This is a genomic window from Bordetella tumulicola, from assembly GCF_054779135.1.
In genome coordinates this window covers 831,268-847,033 of sequence record NZ_BAAGYU010000006.1, presented here as the reverse complement: position 1 = coordinate 847,033, position 15,766 = coordinate 831,268, and the positions used below count along the sequence as shown (strand labels likewise).

Here is a 15,766-nt window from a genome sequence, read left to right as displayed (position 1 = left end):
CATTATGAGAAAGCATAAGCTTCTTGGCGCAACACTACTTGCAGCACTATTCGGGCTGGCCAACGTATCGGTGGCCAGCGATGTCATCAACATGATTATTCCGGCCTCTCCCGGGGGCGGGACCGACGCTCTTTTCCGTGCGATTGCACGCTACGCCGAACCGCATCTGGGCGCAACACTGGTGGTGCAAAATGCCGGCGGCGCGGGCGGCACGATCGGGGTCGGCCAGCTTGCGCGCGCCAAGCCTGATGGCCGGACGATGGCGGGTGTGTGGATGGGACCTATCACTGTCGCACCGCACACGGTCGACGCAACTTACGGCCTGGATGACTATATTCCTGTCATTCAGCTCGATGCTGCCCCCTACGTCATGTGCGTTCGTAATGAGTTTCCGGCCAATACGGGCAAAGAGCTTCTCGACACGCTGAAATCAAAGCCGGAGCACTACACCTTTGGCACTGATGGTGTGGCCGGCCCAGGCCAGCTTGCCGCCGAGCGCGTGTTCCAGGCGTTTGGCGTCAAGGCGCGCGACATCCCGTATCGGGGCGCGGGCGAAATCATGCCAGCCCTGCTAGGTAAGGTGGTCGACGTCTATGTGGGCTCCGTGCCTCCAGCCGCTGGGTTGGCAAAGAAAGGCGACATCAAGTGCTTGCTTGCTACCGGCGCCGATCCCGTCAAGGCGCTGCCACGCGCCACAACGTTGACCGAACTCGGTATCCCCGAGAAAGAGACGCTGCTCTGGCACGGTCTCATCGTGCCTGCCGGTACGCCCGATGCGGAGGTCGAGCGTATCGCCGACGCGTTCGAACAGGCCGCAAACACACCGGAAATGACCCGGTTCTTTGAAACAGCCGGCGTGGAAAAGAAGATCTTGCGTCGCGAGGCATTTTCTCAGCACATCCGTAAGGAATACGCGGAACTTGGCGATTTGGTTAAATCGCTCGGACTTAAAAAACAATGATCAAGGCGCCGCAACCGGTCACAAAGCTGGCCAATTGCGGCGCTTTGTCTTTGTTGTGGAAGGCTTCTTTTTCATCAAAATTTCTTATCAAGCTGGTCAAATAACGTCGCTTTTCTAGATGAAAGGGTGTCCCTATACTGCGGGAAACGTAGCTCTCGTCCGGCAACGCGCCGGCGCGGGAGTTAATTATTTCTATACACAGACAGGAGACAACCATGAAGCCGTGGTTCAAATTTTTTGCCATGCTGGCCTGTTGCGCGAGTGTTGCCGCGCAGGCGCAGTATCCCGACAAGCCGATTCGCCTGATCGTGCCGTTCTCGCCAGGCGGTAATATCGACGCGACCGCGCGCATTATTTCCGGTGGCCTGGCCGAACGCCTGGGTCAAACGGTCATCGTAGAGAACCGCGCGGGCGCTGGCGGCACGGTGGGATCGGAATTCGTCGCGCGCTCATCACCCGACGGCTATACCATGCTGCTGGGCTCAACGGGGGCGTTGGCACCGGTTCGTTCGCTGCATCCCAAGACGAAACTACAGCCGACTGAGGACTTCGCCGCGGCGGCGCCGCTGACTCGCGCGCCATTGGTATTGGTGGTTAGCCCCACGTTACCTGTGAAGACGCTGGCCGAATTCATTGAGTATGCCAAGGCTCGCCCTGGCAAGTTGACGTTCGCCTCCGCGGGCGTGGGGACCGCCGCTCATCTGACGGGCGAACTGTTTCAGAAGCTCAGCGGCACCGAGTTCCTGCATGTACCATACAAAGGCAGCAGCCTGGCGGTAGCAGACCTATTGGGCGGGCACGTGGATCTGACATTCGATCAATTGGCGTCAACGTTGAGCCAGATCCAGGCGGGCAAGCTGCGCGCCCTGGGGGCGACCACGGACAAGCGCTCCAGCGTTATGCCTGAACTGCCGACGCTGGCCGAGTCCGGCTTGCCGGGCTTCGAGGCCAGCACCACCACCGGCCTGTTGTTTCCCGCGGGGACATCCGAGGACATCATTGCAAAGGTCAACGCCGCCGTACAAGAAGTGTTGCGCCTGCCTGACGTGCAGAACCAGTTCCGCGAGCTCGGCTCCGATGTGCTGATCGGCACGGGCGCTGATTTCGATAAGGTGCTGCGCGACGAAACTGCTAAATGGGATGGCGTGATCAAGGAAGCGGGCATCAAGCCCATGGATTAAAGGCCAATCAACAATGAAAAACCACGACGCGACCTCCGCCCCGCTGTGCTTGCCGCCGCTGACGCAGGCATCGAGACCGCGCTGGGCCTTGCCGGCCAACGCCACTGATTGCCACTGTCACGTCTATCAGGACCTGGCTCGTTATCCGCTGATCGAAGAACGGTCCTATACGCCTGCGCCTGCCACATTGCGGCAGTATTCGGAGATGTGCGAACAGGTGGGGATCCAGCGCACCGTACAAGTGAGCGCCAGTGTCTATGGCACCGACAATTCCTTGACGCTTGATGTGATCGCGGCATTGGGCCAGCATCGGGCGCGCGGCGTCGCCGGCCTGGCCGCCGATGTGTCGGCGGCTGAACTGAGCCGGCTGCATGACGGCGGCATGCGCGGGGTGCGTCTTTCCACTCATGTCAAAGGCTATGGTGGTACGCAGGGGCTGGACGCAATGGCTGATCGGATTCGACCGTATGGTTGGCATGTACAGGTACATGTGGCCAACATCGATGAATTGGTGCCGCTCGAGGATACGCTGCTGCGCACGCCGGTACCGCTGGTGTTCGACCATATGGGCGCACTGCGTGGAAGTCAGGGCGTCGACAACCCGGGCTTTCAGGTGATGCTGCGCATTCTGCGCGAACGCGATGATTGCTGGACGAAGATATCGAGCTGGTATCGTCGTTCATCACAGGGAGAGCCGGACTACGGTGACATGGCGCCGATTGTGCGGGCTTTGGTAAAGACACGGGCGGACCGCCTGGTGTTCGGGACCAACTGGCCGCATCCCGCTTTGTTCGCGCCCAGTACCGTGCCGGACGATGGCCACTTGATCGATCTTTTCTGCGATTGGGTGCCGGACGCCGCCACACGTGAACGTATCTTGGTAACTAATCCGGCGCAGCTATACGGATTTGACGGCTGAGTCGAGTGTCGGATTTTCGCACAAGCACTAGCAGGAAACTCTAATTGACGTGCCTTTGTTCGCGGGTTACACCCGTAGCTAGGCACACGTAGCATCAGTCTTATCGCATTGAAAATGTGTTTCGCAGTCGCAGTCGCAGCGCAACATTAAAAAAGCGTTTCCAGGAGACAAGATGAATACTTCAATACGACGTTTCGCATTCCTGCTGTGTTTGTGTGTAGGGTTTTTTCAAGCGGCTGTGGCCGAGAATATCTCGATCGCCACGGGCGGCACCGGCGGGGTCTATTACCCGATCGGCGGTGGTATTGCATCAATGCTGTCCAAGAAAGTGCCCGGCATGGAGGCCACTGCCGAGGTGACTGGCGGGTCGGTGGATAACCTGAAACTGATCGACGGCGATGATTCTTATATCGGACTGACGATGTCCGATGCCGCGCAGGATGCCTACAAGGGTGAAAATAAATTCAAGGACAACAAGGTGCCGCTGCGCACCCTGATGATTCTTTATCCGAACCGCATGCACGTGGTCACGGTAGATGGACGCGGCATCGAAAAGATCGCCGACCTGAAAGGCAAGCGCATTTCCACGGGTTCGCCCGGCAGCGCGACCGAAGTCATGGCTTTTCGCATGCTGGAGGCGGCCGGATTGGATAAGGACAAAGACGTTGACCGCGAACGGCTGGGTGTCGCCGAGTCGGTGAGTGCCGTGAAGGACAACAAGATCGATGCCTTCTTCTGGGTGGGTGGTTTGCCGACGGCCGCGGTAACGGACCTCGCCAATACGCCGGGGACAAAAATCAAAATGATCGACAACGCGGATCTTGTCGGGGCGATGAACAAGAAGTACGGGGATCTGTATATCGAAGACACGATTCCAAAATCCACCTACCGCGGCATGGAGCAGGACAACAAACAGGCGACGGTCATGAATATCCTGGTCGCCAACGAGAAGATGAGCGATGAGACGGCGTACAACATCGTCAAGACCATCTTCGACAGCCGCGACGATCTGATCGCCGTGCACAAGGACACGGCTGAATTCAAGCTCGAGAACCAGAAGGCGGCGGCCTCGCCGATTCCGTTCCATCCGGGCGCCATCAAGTACTTCGCCGAGAAGGGCGTCAAGATCAATTGAGCTGGTTCTTCCTCGCCCCAACCCACGCGGTTGGGGCTTTTACATGGCTCGCGCAACGATAACGCCAAGGCACACAGAGGCCGAACTCCATCCAGGGGAATGTCAGCATGAATGTATCTGTGGAACCGACTTCTACGGCCACCGTCAGCGATGAGGCCTTGCGCAAAGTCGAGGAATACATCGAACAGGAAGAGGGCGCTGCTAATCACCTGGGCGGCTGGCTGGGCATATTCCTGGCTACCGCGGCGGTCATCATGTCGTTGTTCCATATGTACGCCGCCTATGCCATCGTGCCGACGCAGACGTTGCGTCCCATCCACGTGGCATTCGTGATGTCCCTGTCCTTTCTGATGTTCCCCGTCAGCAAGCGATTTCGGCACCGCATCATGTGGTGGGACTGGATAGTGGCGTTGCTGGCGATCGCGGTGGCGGTATATCTGATCGTTGGCGGCGACGATTTTACTGATCGTAATACCAGTCCTAATCCGTGGGATGTCGTGTTTGGCGTGGCGTTGATCTTGATGGTGCTCGAGGGCATGCGCCGCACGATCGGATGGATATTGCCCTTTATCTCGATCTGCTTTCTGGCGTACGCGATACTTGGGGAATATCTACCGCCGCCATGGACGCACAGGGGTTATGGCATCGATCGTATTGTCGGTTTCATGTACATGACGCTGGAAGGTATATACGGCGTAGCGGTGGACGTGTCGTCGTCACTCATTATTCTGTTCACGATCTTTGGGGCGTTTCTGCAGCAATCGGGGGCGGGCAAGTTCTATATCGATTTTTCGTTCTCGGCTATGGGTGGCAAGCCCGCTGGCGCGGGGCGTACGGTGGTGTTGGCGTCATTCCTGCTGGGGGGGCCATCTGGCTCGGGCGTCGCCACGACCGTCACGCTAGGCACGGTGGCGTGGCCGATGCTCGCCAAAGTGGGTTACGAACGCAACGCCGCGGGGGGACTGCTGGCGGCGGGAGGCCTGGGCGCGATCATTTCGCCACCCGTCATGGGGGCCGCGGCCTTCATCATTGCCGAGTTTCTGAAGATCTCGTATCTGGATGTGCTGCTGATGGCGATCATCCCGACTTCTCTTTTTTATATTGCGCTATTCCTGATGGTCGAGATAGACGTACGCAAGTACGGCATGGGCAACGTGATCTTCCAGAAGGTAGACACGGTGTGGAATCTGACCAGGCATTACTGGTTTCATTTCCTGTCGCTGATATCTATCGTCGCATTCATGATGTGGGGATTTTCACCCGTCTTGTCGGTGTTCTGGGCCACGGTCGTGTCGTTCCTGACTAGCTTCTTGCGTCGCGACACGGCGATGATTTCTTATGACTTGTTTCGCGGCAAGGGCTCGATATCGAAGCATTTTTTCCAGTCGCCGTTGATCCAGGCGCTGAAAGCGGGATCGACGGGCATGTTGGGTGTGGGCACGACCTGCGCTGGCGCCGGCATTATTGTGGGCGTGGTGACGCTGACGGGCCTGGGCCTGAAATTCAGCAGCATCGTCATCGACTACGCGGGTGGCTCGCTGTTGCTGACCGCCATCTATACGGCGTTGGTCGTATGGGTGATCGGTCTGGCGGTCCCGGTAACGGCCTCGTACATTATCTGCGCCGTGATTGCCGCGCCCGCGCTGATCAAGTTGGACGTACCCGATTTCGCCGCACATATGTTCATTTTCTACTACGCGGTGCTCTCGGAAGTATCGCCGCCCACGGCATTGTCGCCGTTCGCGGCGTCGGCGATTACGGGCGGCGATCCCTACAAGACCACCATGCAGTGTTGGAAATACACGATACCGGCATTCCTGGTGCCGTTCATTTTTGTGCTTGAGCCCTCCGGTCAAGGGCTGCTGCTGATGGGGTCGACCGAGGCGCTCGCAGCAGCGAACTGGTGGTCGATCGCAGCAGTGACGGTAACAGCGGCCGCGGGCATTTTCTCGCTGGCCGTCGGCTTTCAGGGGTGGCTGCTGGTACGCGCCACGATGTTCGAGCGTGTTCTGTTCTGCATCGCCGGATTCGTGTTGGTGTATCCGGGTGGGGTAGCCGATCTGATTGGTTTTGGCCTAGTGCTGATTGCCCTGCTCTGCCACTGGTGGCGAGGTCGTACGTCGCCTCCGGCTGTGGTTTGACTTGGGTCTTCTCGTCCCAATCGTTCGCAGGCCCCGCGCCGAGCGCGGCTGATGTATTGGCGATCACTTGTCGGGTGGCGTAAGCCGGCGACGAGTCTCAACTGCGATCAATCACCTGTATAACCTTGCTTTTGTCGGTTGCGATAGACGCGAATTTTTTCCCGGTTTCCGCATAGCGTCGACGAGCACCAACGGCGATTTCCGGGTTTGGATCGATCATAAAAAATCCAGCTGCATTCGTCGGATGCACACATCTTCATACGATCCAGTCGATCTGTCACGGATAGCTGATAAAACTCAGCCAGGACGCGGCTCAAGCCCCCTGTGAGTGATCCGGACTGCAGGGTGATGGCACCTGCTTTCCCCATCGCTAACGTCATGGGGAAATGTGCCGCCGCCGCGTTGATCTGTGCGGCAATTGCCGCATCGGCTGCTCGTTCGGCTGGCGCAAGTTGCAAGAATGATCGCAACGCGTCGCGAAGTGCCAAGGCCCGCCCCAGGTCCTGTGCACTTAATGTCGCCTTCTTGGCTATGGCGCCTCGGTTTCTCAGCCAAGCCTGGAGCTTGGCCGCGCTGTCCAATTCGTCATCTGGGACGTGAACCTGCCCCCCTTCGACGTAGCGCCGAAGGTCGAGCGAGTTGACGAAATCGTAGAGCAGCGCGATATCGTCGGGGACGGAAAATTTTTCGGACAAATGCATTGTGACACTAGCATAGCACTTTTGCTGGTTGACTTCTATGACACCAGTAAATAGAATTTGCTCGTGTTTGTTGTTGGCCCCAGGCGCGTCGTTTGACGCGTTGTCGTTCAAACCCATTACCCGTGCAGAGGATTTCCCTTGATTCGATTTCCCGTCGTGCCCAAAGACCTGAGAAATCCGGCTGGCGGCGAGTGGCATTACCTTGATCTTGTCGAATTGGCATCGGGCATCCGGACGGGTGACATTTCACCGGTCGCCGTGACTCAAGCCCAGCTCGAACGCATCGCCGCGTTGGATGGTGCCCTGCACAGCTATGCGCTGGTCATGGCGGATTCCGCCATGGCGCAGGCCCGCCTCGCCGAAGCGGAGATCTCGGCAGGCCACTATCGCGGTCCGCTGCATGGTGTCCCTCTTGCCGTCAAAGATCTATTTTGGACCCAAGGGGTTCCGACTGCTGGCGGGATGGCAGTACATAAGGACTATCGACCGACGGAAGACGCCACCGTGGTTCGACGCTTGAAGGAGGCCGGTGCGGTGTTGCTGGGCAAATTGCAGATGACGGAGGGGGCTTATTCCGATCATCATCCTTCGATAATACCGCCCGTGAATCCATGGGGTGCACAGTACTGGCCGGGAGTTTCGTCCAGCGGACCCGGCGTCGCGACGGCGGCGGGCATGTGCTTTGGCGCGCTCGGTTCGGACACGGGCGGCTCGATCCGCTGGCCATGTGCGGCCACCGGCCTGACCGGGCTCAAGCCGACCTGGGGGCGCGTTAGCCGTCACGGGATGTTTGCACTTGCGCCCAGCCTGGACCACGTAGGGCCGATGACGCGCTGTGCGGCGGACGCCGCAGTGATCATGGCCGCGATAGCCGGGCCTGACCCAAGCGATCCGAGTAGCCGGGTTGATCCGGTATGCGATTACGTGGCTGATGCCCGACTAGGTGTAAAGGGTGTGCGTATCGGTATGGATGTTGCCTGGAACCGTGACGACGTCGATCCGGCAACGCAATCTGTGCTATCCGAAACTGTGGAAGTGTTTCGCAGACTCGGCGCCGAGATTGTTCAACTGCGGTTTCCTGATGTCACTGAGGCTGTGGCCGATTGGACTCCCCAATGCGCGGCGGAGGCAGCCGTGGTGCATGAGGCGACGTATCTAGCGCATAAGCAGGACTATGGGCCGATTTTGTCTTCTGTTGTCGAGGCTGGACGCGCTTTATCAGAGAGCGAATATCAGGCGATACAGCAACGGCGCAACGAATTCCGGCGTCGCGTGGCACGCCTGTTCTCGGGTGTTGAGCTGCTGCTTACCCCAGTTCAACCATTCCCGCCGTTGACGCTTGACGCGGTTCGCATTTTGGGAGAACAGCCCGACCTCATTGCGCAACTGCAGCGATTTACCTGCCCGTTCGATATGACGGGCAGCCCGACCATCACATTGCCGGGAGGCGTCAGCCAACAGGGTCTGCCGATTGCTTTTCAGCTTGTCGCCGCCGACTTGGGTGAATCAATGTTGCTTCGCGCAGGTGTGGCGTTTCAGGGCGCGACATCCTGGCATCGTCGCCATCCGGGTGGACTGACATGAGCCCGCCCTCATTTCGACATCGGGCCTTTCAAGGATGGTTCATCGTTGCGGCAGTGTTCGCGATTACCTTCGTCGGTTTCGGCAGTGCCTATACTTTCAGTGCCTTCGTCGAATCCCTGCAGAGGGAATTCAACGCTTCGAGGGGGGCGGTGTCGCTTGTCTTCTCATTGGCGGGATTCCTCTATTTCAGCTTGGGCGCTATCAGCGGTCCGCTTGCTGATCGTTGGGGCGCGCGTCGATTGGCGATTCTTGGCATGGCGTTGATTGCGCTGGGGCTGGTCTTGGCAGGCATGGCGCGTACGCTCGGCGAAGTTTATGCCGCGTATACCTTTGGGGTAGGGCTGGGGGTGGGTTGCGCCTACGTCCCCGCCGTGGGCGTCGTGCAGCGATGGTTCGTGCGGCGTCGCGGGCTGGCATCGGGCCTGGCGGTCAGCGGAATAGGGGTGGGAACATTGGTGATGCCGCCGGTGGCTTCGCTTCTGATCGATACACTAGGGTGGCGGCAGGCGTATTTCATCCTGGGAGGGCTGGCCGCGATGTTCGGCATAGGCGCGTCCCTGCTTATCAAGGATGATCCCTACACACAGGGGCTCGCGCCAGATGGTGACAGTCGGCATATGGACGCACCCACACCCAATCGTTCAGGGCTATCTGTCCGCGACGCGGTGAGGTCGCCGCAGTTTGTCGGCCTATATATCGCTTGCCTGATCAGTTCGTTCGGCGTTTTCGTGCCGTTCGTTCATCTCGTGCCTTATGCCCTGGATCATGGAATCGCGCAATCCGCGGCCGTGCTTCTGCTGGGTGCGATCGGCGCGGGCAGCACGGCAGGGCGTTTCTTCCTGGGGGGCATCGCCGATCGCATCGGGCGACAGCCATTTCTTCTGATCACATTTTCCGGCATGGCGCTCGCCCTGACGATCTGGGCCGTCGCGACCAACATCTGGACGCTTGCCGTGTTTGCGCTGCTGTTTGGCGTGTTCTATGGCGGGTGGGTGGCCATTCTTCCGGCTGTCATGGTGGACTATTTCGGCGGACGAAATGCCAGCGGCATCATCGGGATTCTCTACACCAGTGTGGCCGTTGGAACGCTAATCGGTCCCAGCGTTGCCGGATTCGCCTTTGACGTGAGCCATAGCTATACGATTCCTATCATTGCCAGCGTTGGCGCAAATGTTTGTGCGTTGATCATCGCGGCATTCGTGATGCGGATGCCGGTGACGGCCGTGGCTTGACTACGCATGTAGCAGATCTTCGATGCGTACCGGCAGATCGCGCACGCGCACGCCGGTGGCATGATAGACTGCATTGGTAATGGCGGCGGCGATGCCCGCCAGGCCGATTTCGCCGATACCGCGCGCGCCGACTTCATTCCAGATGTAGTCGGGATAGTCCAGGAAGTTCACGTCCAGCCGCGGCGCATCGGCATGGGTGGCGACGATGTAGTCGGCCAGATTGCTGTTTACCGGTGCCCCCGAGCGGCTGTCGTAGTGCGTTTGCTCCAGCATGGCCATTCCCACGCCCATGATGATGGCGCCTTCTATCTGGCTGCGGCCGGTGCGCGGGTTCAGAATGCGCCCGCCGTCGATCACCGTGACCACGCGCGACACCCTCAGCCGCGCGGTGGCCGCATGCCAGACGACTTCGACGAAATGCGCGCCATACGAGTTGATCGAATACTGCTTTTTTAGCGCCCGGCCGCTGCCGCCGTGGCCGTCGCCCGATACGTGGGACACGTTGGCCGCGGCTAACACCTCAACCAGCGGCACGCCCGCGTCAACGCTGTCATCGGCCGCGCGAATGCGGCCGGCTTGCACGGTCAGTTCCTTGGCCGATCTGCCGCGGTATGGGCCTTGCCCGCTCACCGCTAGCTGGCAGGCAGCCTGAACGGCGTTGCGGGTGGCCTCCAGCGCGGCGGGCGCAATGGACGCGGTGGCGGCCGACCCGCCCGACACCGGGCCCGCGGGCAGCTGTGTATCGCCCAGGCTGACCTGGATGCGGTCCAGCGCGATACCTGTTTCGGCACTGACTAACTGCGCCAAAATCGTGTAGGTGCCCGTGCCGATATCCTGCGTGGCGCACATCAAGTGAGCCGAGCCGTCCGCATGCAGAGAGACTCTGGCATCGGTGGGCATGCGCAGCCCTAGCCACGAGCACGCGGCGACGCCCCAGCCTAGCACCTCATCGCCCCGACGCATCTCGCCCACGCCTGGCAGGCGTTTTTGCCATCCGAATCGTTCGGCCCCTTGCTGCAGGCATTCGCGCAGGTGGCGCGACGAAAAGGGCAGTCCGTTGCCCTCGTCGTGCTCGGGCTCGTTGCGCAGGCGGAGCTCAACAGGATCGATCTGTAGTGCGATGGCCAATTCGTCCATGGCGGATTCCAACGCGTACATGCCGGGCACCGCGCCGGGGCCGCGCATGGACGTCGGTGCGCCGACATGGCGCCGCGGCATTGCCCAAGTCACTTTTAAATTCGGCGTGCTGTACATGCGTGGCGTGGCTTCGCCGCAGCGTTCGCGATATTTGTCCAGCATAGATACCTGGCTCAGGTAGTGGTGCTGCAGTGACATCAGTTTGCCATCCTGCGTGGCGCCCAGGAGCAGGCGTTGTCGGGTGTACGGACGGTGCCCCGCGCTGTGAAAGGTCATCGCGCGGCTGATCACCAGTTTCACGGGACGGCTCAGCAGGCGCGAGGCGACAGCTGCCAATAGCGAATGCGGCCAAATCCATAACTTGCCGCCGAAACCCGATCCTAAATAATGCGAGATGACGCGTACGTTCTCTTTGCCGGTCCCCAACATCTGGGCGGCGACATCACGATGATTGACCACGCCTTGCGAGGTCTCATACAGCGTATAGGCCTGCCCGTCATAAGTCGCTACGCAAGCGTGCAGCTCCATCGAGTTATGGGTTTCGACCGGCGTGGTGTAGACGGCGTCGATCGTCACCGGCGCACTGGCGTGAGCGGCCGCTGCGTCGCCCCGCTCGCTTTCAATATTGGGTGTGTCCTCGTCGGCTAGCGGCGAAACATCAGGCGTCTGGCTGTCATAGCTGACTTGTACCGCATGGGCCGCGGCCTGAGCCTGTTCGAACGTATCAGCCACGACAAGCGCCACATACTGGCCGTAGTAGCGGATGATGTTGTCGTCCAGCGGTGGTCGTGCTTCGTCAATCGAACCGCTGGCAGCGCGGTATAACGCAGGGCGATTGCCTTGGTGCAATACGATATGCACGCCGGGCATGGTTTCAGCAACCTCAGTCTCCAGCTGGGTGATGCGTCCATGGGCAATGGTGGCGCATACGGGTACCGCATGCAGCATATCAGGCAGCATGAAGTCCGCGGTATAGCGCGCCGTGCCGCTGACTTTTGCAGGACCGTCGATACGCGTATAGGGCTGGCCGATTGCGTCAGGATGGGCAAGCGGGGATTGGGCCATGGTGCGCTTCCTCTTATTGGGGCGGCAGCGTGGTGGACAGGGTGTGGACCAGACAGCGGCGCGCCAGTTCAATCTTGAAGCCGTTCTCGCTTTGTGCAATGGCGTCCTGCAATGCGGTTTGCGCGGCTTGCCGATAGAGCCCCGCGCTGGCGGCTTGGCCGATCAACACTTGTTCGGCGTGCGGGCAGTGCCAGGGCCGCGTACCGACTCCGCCCAGGGCAACGCCGGCCGATACGATATGGCCGTCGCGAGTCTGCAGCACCACTGCGGCCGACGCCAGTGCGAACTCGTATGAAGCTCGATCGCGCAATTTCGTATACAGGGAGCGTGTGCCGGGCGCTATGGGCGGCAGGCTCACATGGGTGATCAATTCACCCGTCCGCAGCACAGTCTCGCGATGGGGCGTATCGCCGGGTAGCAAGTAAAAGTCGCGCAGTGCGATGTCTCGGGCGCCGTCGCTGCCTTGCACATGCACCGTGGCATCCAATGCCATCAGCGCCACATTCATGTCCGACGGATTGCTGGCGATGCAATGCTCGCTAGTGCCCAGGATAGCCAGATTGCGGTTGTGGCCGCCAATGGCGTCGCAGCCGCTGCCGGGGTTGCGCTTGTTGCAGCGAGTGGCACGGTCACGAAAGTAAACACAGCGCGTGCGCTGCAACAGGTTGCCGCTGGTGGTGGCCATGTTGCGCAGTTGCGCCGATGCGCCGGCCAGCAGCGCCTGCGCCAGCACAGGATACTGTGCTGCGATGCGCTCATGGCGCGCCAGATCGGCATTGCGTACCAGTGCGCCAATGTGTGTGCGGCCGTCCGGCGAGACCTCGATTTGGTCCAGGCCCAGATGGTTGATATCGACGACGTGAGAGGGCGTTTCGATATCGAGCTTCATCAAGTCGACCAGGGTGGTGCCGCCAGCTAAAAATCGTACCTGTTCGTGGGGATCGGTCGGTGTGGCCAGACGTACTGCTTCTTCAAGCGTGGCGGCGCGTGCGTAGTGATAGGTTTGCATGCCTTTACCTTTTTCCGCGTACGTCCTGGATGGCGGCGATGATGTTGCCATAGGCGCCGCATCGGCAAATATTGCCGCTCATCAATTCGCGCACCTCGTCGTCGCTGTCGCCACAGGGTTCGTGCAGTAGGGCGGCCGCCGACATGATCTGGCCGGCGGTGCAGTAGCCGCACTGATAGCCGTCGTGCTCCACAAACGCGGCTTGCAGCGGGTGCAGGGCCTCGGGGCTGCCCAGCCCTTCGATGGTCGTGACGTCGCAGTCGTGCGCGGCCACGGCCAGCACCAGACATGCGTTGACACGCCGGCTGTCCACATGCACCGTACAGGCCCCACATTGACCGTGATCACAGCCCTTCTTGGTGCCAGTCAGGTGCAGGGTGTCGCGCAGCGTATCCAGCAACGTGGCACGGGGGTCCAGTGTCAGGACATGGCGGTGGCCGTTGACGCGTAGCGTAGTGGGTACGCCGCCGTCTGGCTTGGAGATCCTACAGGACGTATCTTCAGAAGGATGGGGCATGAACAGTTCCTGTCTGCAGAAAAAAATGGCCGGAAAAGTAGGTGAGAACGAAGACGGCAGCAAACGAAGCGAGCAGCAAACGCCATGCCCGCGGAGCTGGAGAGTGCTAGCGACGGTTGCCTGCGTGGTCCCCTTCTTGCCGGGCCTGTTTCAGGTCTTCGTCTGACAATAGGCGCGTATCCGGGTCGGCGGTGTCACCTTGTTGGGTATTGAAATGCAATTTTTCCATATAGGGCGTGGGCTTCTTGCGGCGATAGTCGGCAAATTCCTTGGCGTAGTAGGCACGCGCTTCGTCAACCGATTTGGCATTGGTGACGATATCGTGCATCAGGTTCAAGGCCAGGAAATTAGCTTGTTCATCATGGCAGCGGGCTGAGACTTCACCCACTGTCCGTTCGACGATAACGCTACCATCGAATTGTGCCAATGCCGTGAACTTATCAGGAGGGACGAGATAATCGATGAACGACTCGACCGAGTCGTTGTGGGGCGCCGGAAAATTGTGCGTATAAAAGGCCCTGGACGCCACGATACGCTTCCACGGTCCGGGTTTGAACCATGTCAGCTGAGTATCGGTGATTTCATCGGGATCGCCATACTGGTCAATGACCAGTTGGGCAGCCTCGCGCGATTCGCTGGGCCAACCTTCCGTGAGAGGGGATTGGGGGGTAGTCATGCGGCTCTCCTTGTTTCAATATGGATTGAACCGGCCTAAAGCCGGAGCCGCAGTGACCAGCAAATCTCGTTCCGCTGCGCTGATTACGTTCGCAACAACATCAGCACACCAACGGCCGCCAAGCCGTTAGCGCTGGATAGCAGCAGATCGAGGCGAAGACGAAATCAGTTGTTGGAAACCGGGCCCCCGGCGTACTTGGGACGCTGCGCGGCAGTCACGATAATCTCTACCAACAGCTCGGGTGCTGCCAACTTCGCTTCGCAGGTCGCTCTCGTAGGCATCGCGTTCGCGGGCAGCCACTCCTCCCAGACGGCGTTCATGCCAGCGAAGTCGCGCTCAATATCCTTCAGCCAGATCTGCGCGGACAACAGACGGGATTTGTCCGAACGGCCCTTGAGCAGATAGTCTTCGATTTTCTTCAGTACGTCGCGGGTTTGCTCGGCGATCCCTCCTGCCGCTGACGATGTGATGCCCGCCAAGTACACCGTATCACCGTGGATCACGACGCGGCTCATCCGCTGGTTGGAATCTTTGCGTTCAATATCTGTCATTTGATGTGCTCCTTGATTCGTGGCTTGCAGTATTTGCTCGCGGTCAGAGGTTTAAGTCTACATCTGGCTTTGAGGTTCGTCTCTGTCTTCGTTTCGTAGCTTGGCCTCGATTGCTCGGGATGCATCGGTCAGCACCTGCAGCTTTTCTCGAAGGAAGTTTCCGGACAATCGCTTCTTTAGCGCTGAGATACTCAGGCCGCCCACCGGGATGCCGTGCGGACCAAAAATGGGCAGTGCCAATGCGCGAATATCCTGAATCTCCAGGACTTCGTCGATGAAATACCCTTTTGTGCGTACGTGTTCGATGCGCTCCCACATGGTCTTCAAGTCAAACCCTGGGTAGTCGCGGGCGATGCGCTTGCTGTTGGCCAGATAAATGCGTTCGATCTCGTCGTCCTGCAGGCCACTGAGAAATGCAACGGCGCCGCCGCCGATGTTTAGCGGACGATGTCGGCCCACATCTAATACGAATGCCTTGATCGGATAGGCGCCTTCGGCACGCCCCGCGCAGACGCCATCGAATCCTGAGCGGATCGTCAGAAAAGCGGTGTCGCCCGTTGCGACGGCGATGTGTTCCAGAAAGGGTTGGCAAACGTCGCGCAAGTCAAAGGACATGGCAGCGGCCAAGCCCATCTCATAGGCCAACGATCCGAGATGATATTTCTTTGATTTCTCGTCCTGGCTGATGAGTCGTTCAGAGACAAGCGCCTGCAGAATTCTATGGGTCGTTGGTCGAGTCAGTCCTGACCGTTGATAGAGCTCGACCAACCTCAGGCCTTTGCGATTGTCCGCGGTGATCAGTTTGAGCAGCGTCGCGCAACGCTGCACCATCTGCGTGCCGCTACGACTTTCTTCAGCATTGGCGTTGTTATGCATGAACTCTCACGATGTGGACGGTTAGGGGTGGGTAAGTCCCGATTATCTGCGGATAATGGGGGTTAATTCAAATTCGTTGTG

15 protein-coding genes are annotated in these 15,766 nt (G+C 59.5%); 7 read left to right on the top strand and 8 right to left on the bottom strand.

The annotated features are described in order from the left end of the window. Positions 1–4 precede the first annotated feature (4 nt). Positions 5–961, top strand: coding sequence for a tripartite tricarboxylate transporter substrate binding protein (locus ACYVDM_RS07895; protein ID WP_415792004.1), 957 nt, complete (start codon positions 5–7; stop codon positions 959–961). On the opposite strand, the gene ACYVDM_RS07890 is transcribed toward ACYVDM_RS07895, so the two are convergent. After that, on the bottom strand, positions 948–1,205 hold the full coding sequence (locus ACYVDM_RS07890; RefSeq protein ID WP_460475333.1) for a hypothetical protein: 258 nt from the start codon (positions 1,203–1,205) through the stop codon (positions 948–950). The genes ACYVDM_RS07895 and ACYVDM_RS07890 overlap by 14 nt on opposite strands. Here ACYVDM_RS07890 and ACYVDM_RS07885 point away from each other — a divergent pair. From ACYVDM_RS07885 to ACYVDM_RS07870, 4 genes are all read left to right on the top strand, one after another. Then, entirely contained in the window at positions 1,177–2,142 is a 966-nt protein-coding gene (locus ACYVDM_RS07885) for a Bug family tripartite tricarboxylate transporter substrate binding protein (protein WP_415792002.1), read from the top strand. The genes ACYVDM_RS07890 and ACYVDM_RS07885 overlap by 29 nt on opposite strands. Before the next feature lie 13 nt (positions 2,143–2,155). After that, positions 2,156–3,061, top strand: a complete 906-nt coding sequence (locus ACYVDM_RS07880) for an amidohydrolase family protein (RefSeq protein ID WP_415792001.1) — start codon at positions 2,156–2,158, stop codon at positions 3,059–3,061. Between the two features lie 172 nt (positions 3,062–3,233). Beyond that, positions 3,234–4,196, top strand: a complete 963-nt coding sequence (locus ACYVDM_RS07875; protein ID WP_415792000.1) for a TAXI family TRAP transporter solute-binding subunit — start codon at positions 3,234–3,236, stop codon at positions 4,194–4,196. A 107-nt stretch (positions 4,197–4,303) separates the two neighbouring features. After that, complete coding sequence (locus ACYVDM_RS07870; RefSeq protein ID WP_415791999.1) at positions 4,304–6,337, top strand: TRAP transporter permease; 2,034 nt, start codon at positions 4,304–4,306, stop codon at positions 6,335–6,337. 107 nt (positions 6,338–6,444) lie between these two features. On the opposite strand, the gene ACYVDM_RS07865 is transcribed toward ACYVDM_RS07870, so the two are convergent. Beyond that, positions 6,445–7,149, bottom strand: coding sequence for a CGNR zinc finger domain-containing protein (locus ACYVDM_RS07865; protein WP_415791998.1), 705 nt, complete (start codon positions 7,147–7,149; stop codon positions 6,445–6,447). Between the two features lie 27 nt (positions 7,150–7,176). Here ACYVDM_RS07865 and ACYVDM_RS07860 point away from each other — a divergent pair, with 27 nt between their 5' ends. Both ACYVDM_RS07860 and ACYVDM_RS07855 read left to right on the top strand, forming a co-directional pair. Next, the gene (locus tag ACYVDM_RS07860; protein ID WP_415791997.1) at positions 7,177–8,622 is read left to right on the top strand and encodes an amidase; all 1,446 of its coding nucleotides are present in this window, start codon (positions 7,177–7,179) and stop codon (positions 8,620–8,622) included. Next, entirely contained in the window at positions 8,619–9,854 is a 1,236-nt protein-coding gene (locus tag ACYVDM_RS07855) for an MFS transporter (RefSeq protein WP_415791996.1), read from the top strand. The genes ACYVDM_RS07860 and ACYVDM_RS07855 overlap by 4 nt, the downstream gene beginning before the upstream one ends. Here the strand turns inward: ACYVDM_RS07855 and ACYVDM_RS07850 are convergent, their stop codons facing one another. The 6 genes from ACYVDM_RS07850 to ACYVDM_RS07825 all read right to left on the bottom strand — a co-directional run bounded on the left by ACYVDM_RS07850 (position 9,855) and on the right by ACYVDM_RS07825 (position 15,685). Beyond that, positions 9,855–12,056 (bottom strand): xanthine dehydrogenase family protein molybdopterin-binding subunit, encoded by a 2,202-nt coding sequence (locus ACYVDM_RS07850; RefSeq protein ID WP_415791995.1) that lies wholly within the window; start codon positions 12,054–12,056, stop codon positions 9,855–9,857. Between the two features lie 13 nt (positions 12,057–12,069). After that, positions 12,070–13,065, bottom strand: coding sequence for an FAD binding domain-containing protein (locus tag ACYVDM_RS07845; protein ID WP_415791994.1), 996 nt, complete (start codon positions 13,063–13,065; stop codon positions 12,070–12,072). Between the two features lie 4 nt (positions 13,066–13,069). Continuing rightward, positions 13,070–13,582 carry a (2Fe-2S)-binding protein gene (locus ACYVDM_RS07840; RefSeq protein WP_415791993.1) on the bottom strand — a complete coding sequence of 171 codons (513 nt, stop codon included), beginning with the start codon at positions 13,580–13,582 and terminating at the stop codon, positions 13,070–13,072. A 106-nt stretch (positions 13,583–13,688) separates the two neighbouring features. Further along, a complete protein-coding gene (locus ACYVDM_RS07835; protein WP_415791992.1) occupies positions 13,689–14,258 on the bottom strand; it encodes a hypothetical protein in 570 nt (189 codons plus the stop codon). A 164-nt stretch (positions 14,259–14,422) separates the two neighbouring features. After that, positions 14,423–14,809: a RidA family protein gene (locus tag ACYVDM_RS07830; protein ID WP_415791991.1), complete on the bottom strand. Its 387-nt coding sequence runs from the start codon at positions 14,807–14,809 to the stop codon at positions 14,423–14,425. A 57-nt stretch (positions 14,810–14,866) separates the two neighbouring features. Beyond that, positions 14,867–15,685, bottom strand: coding sequence for an IclR family transcriptional regulator (locus ACYVDM_RS07825; RefSeq protein ID WP_415791990.1), 819 nt, complete (start codon positions 15,683–15,685; stop codon positions 14,867–14,869). Positions 15,686–15,766 lie beyond the last annotated feature (81 nt).

Coding starts and splice junctions, on each gene's coding strand:
- ACYVDM_RS07870 (WP_415791999.1), top strand. CDS start 4,304: ATGAATGTATCTGTGGAACCGACTTCTACGGCCACCGTCAGCGATGAG.
- ACYVDM_RS07825 (WP_415791990.1), bottom strand. CDS start 15,685: ATGCATAACAACGCCAATGCTGAAGAAAGTCGTAGCGGCACGCAGATG.
- ACYVDM_RS07875 (WP_415792000.1), top strand. CDS start 3,234: ATGAATACTTCAATACGACGTTTCGCATTCCTGCTGTGTTTGTGTGTA.
- ACYVDM_RS07850 (WP_415791995.1), bottom strand. CDS start 12,056: ATGGCCCAATCCCCGCTTGCCCATCCTGACGCAATCGGCCAGCCCTAT.
- ACYVDM_RS07890 (WP_460475333.1), bottom strand. CDS start 1,205: ATGGCAAAAAATTTGAACCACGGCTTCATGGTTGTCTCCTGTCTGTGT.
- ACYVDM_RS07855 (WP_415791996.1), top strand. CDS start 8,619: ATGAGCCCGCCCTCATTTCGACATCGGGCCTTTCAAGGATGGTTCATC.
- ACYVDM_RS07845 (WP_415791994.1), bottom strand. CDS start 13,065: ATGCAAACCTATCACTACGCACGCGCCGCCACGCTTGAAGAAGCAGTA.
- ACYVDM_RS07835 (WP_415791992.1), bottom strand. CDS start 14,258: ATGACTACCCCCCAATCCCCTCTCACGGAAGGTTGGCCCAGCGAATCG.
- ACYVDM_RS07840 (WP_415791993.1), bottom strand. CDS start 13,582: ATGCCCCATCCTTCTGAAGATACGTCCTGTAGGATCTCCAAGCCAGAC.
- ACYVDM_RS07895 (WP_415792004.1), top strand. CDS start 5: ATGAGAAAGCATAAGCTTCTTGGCGCAACACTACTTGCAGCACTATTC.
- ACYVDM_RS07880 (WP_415792001.1), top strand. CDS start 2,156: ATGAAAAACCACGACGCGACCTCCGCCCCGCTGTGCTTGCCGCCGCTG.
- ACYVDM_RS07830 (WP_415791991.1), bottom strand. CDS start 14,809: ATGACAGATATTGAACGCAAAGATTCCAACCAGCGGATGAGCCGCGTC.
- ACYVDM_RS07885 (WP_415792002.1), top strand. CDS start 1,177: ATGAAGCCGTGGTTCAAATTTTTTGCCATGCTGGCCTGTTGCGCGAGT.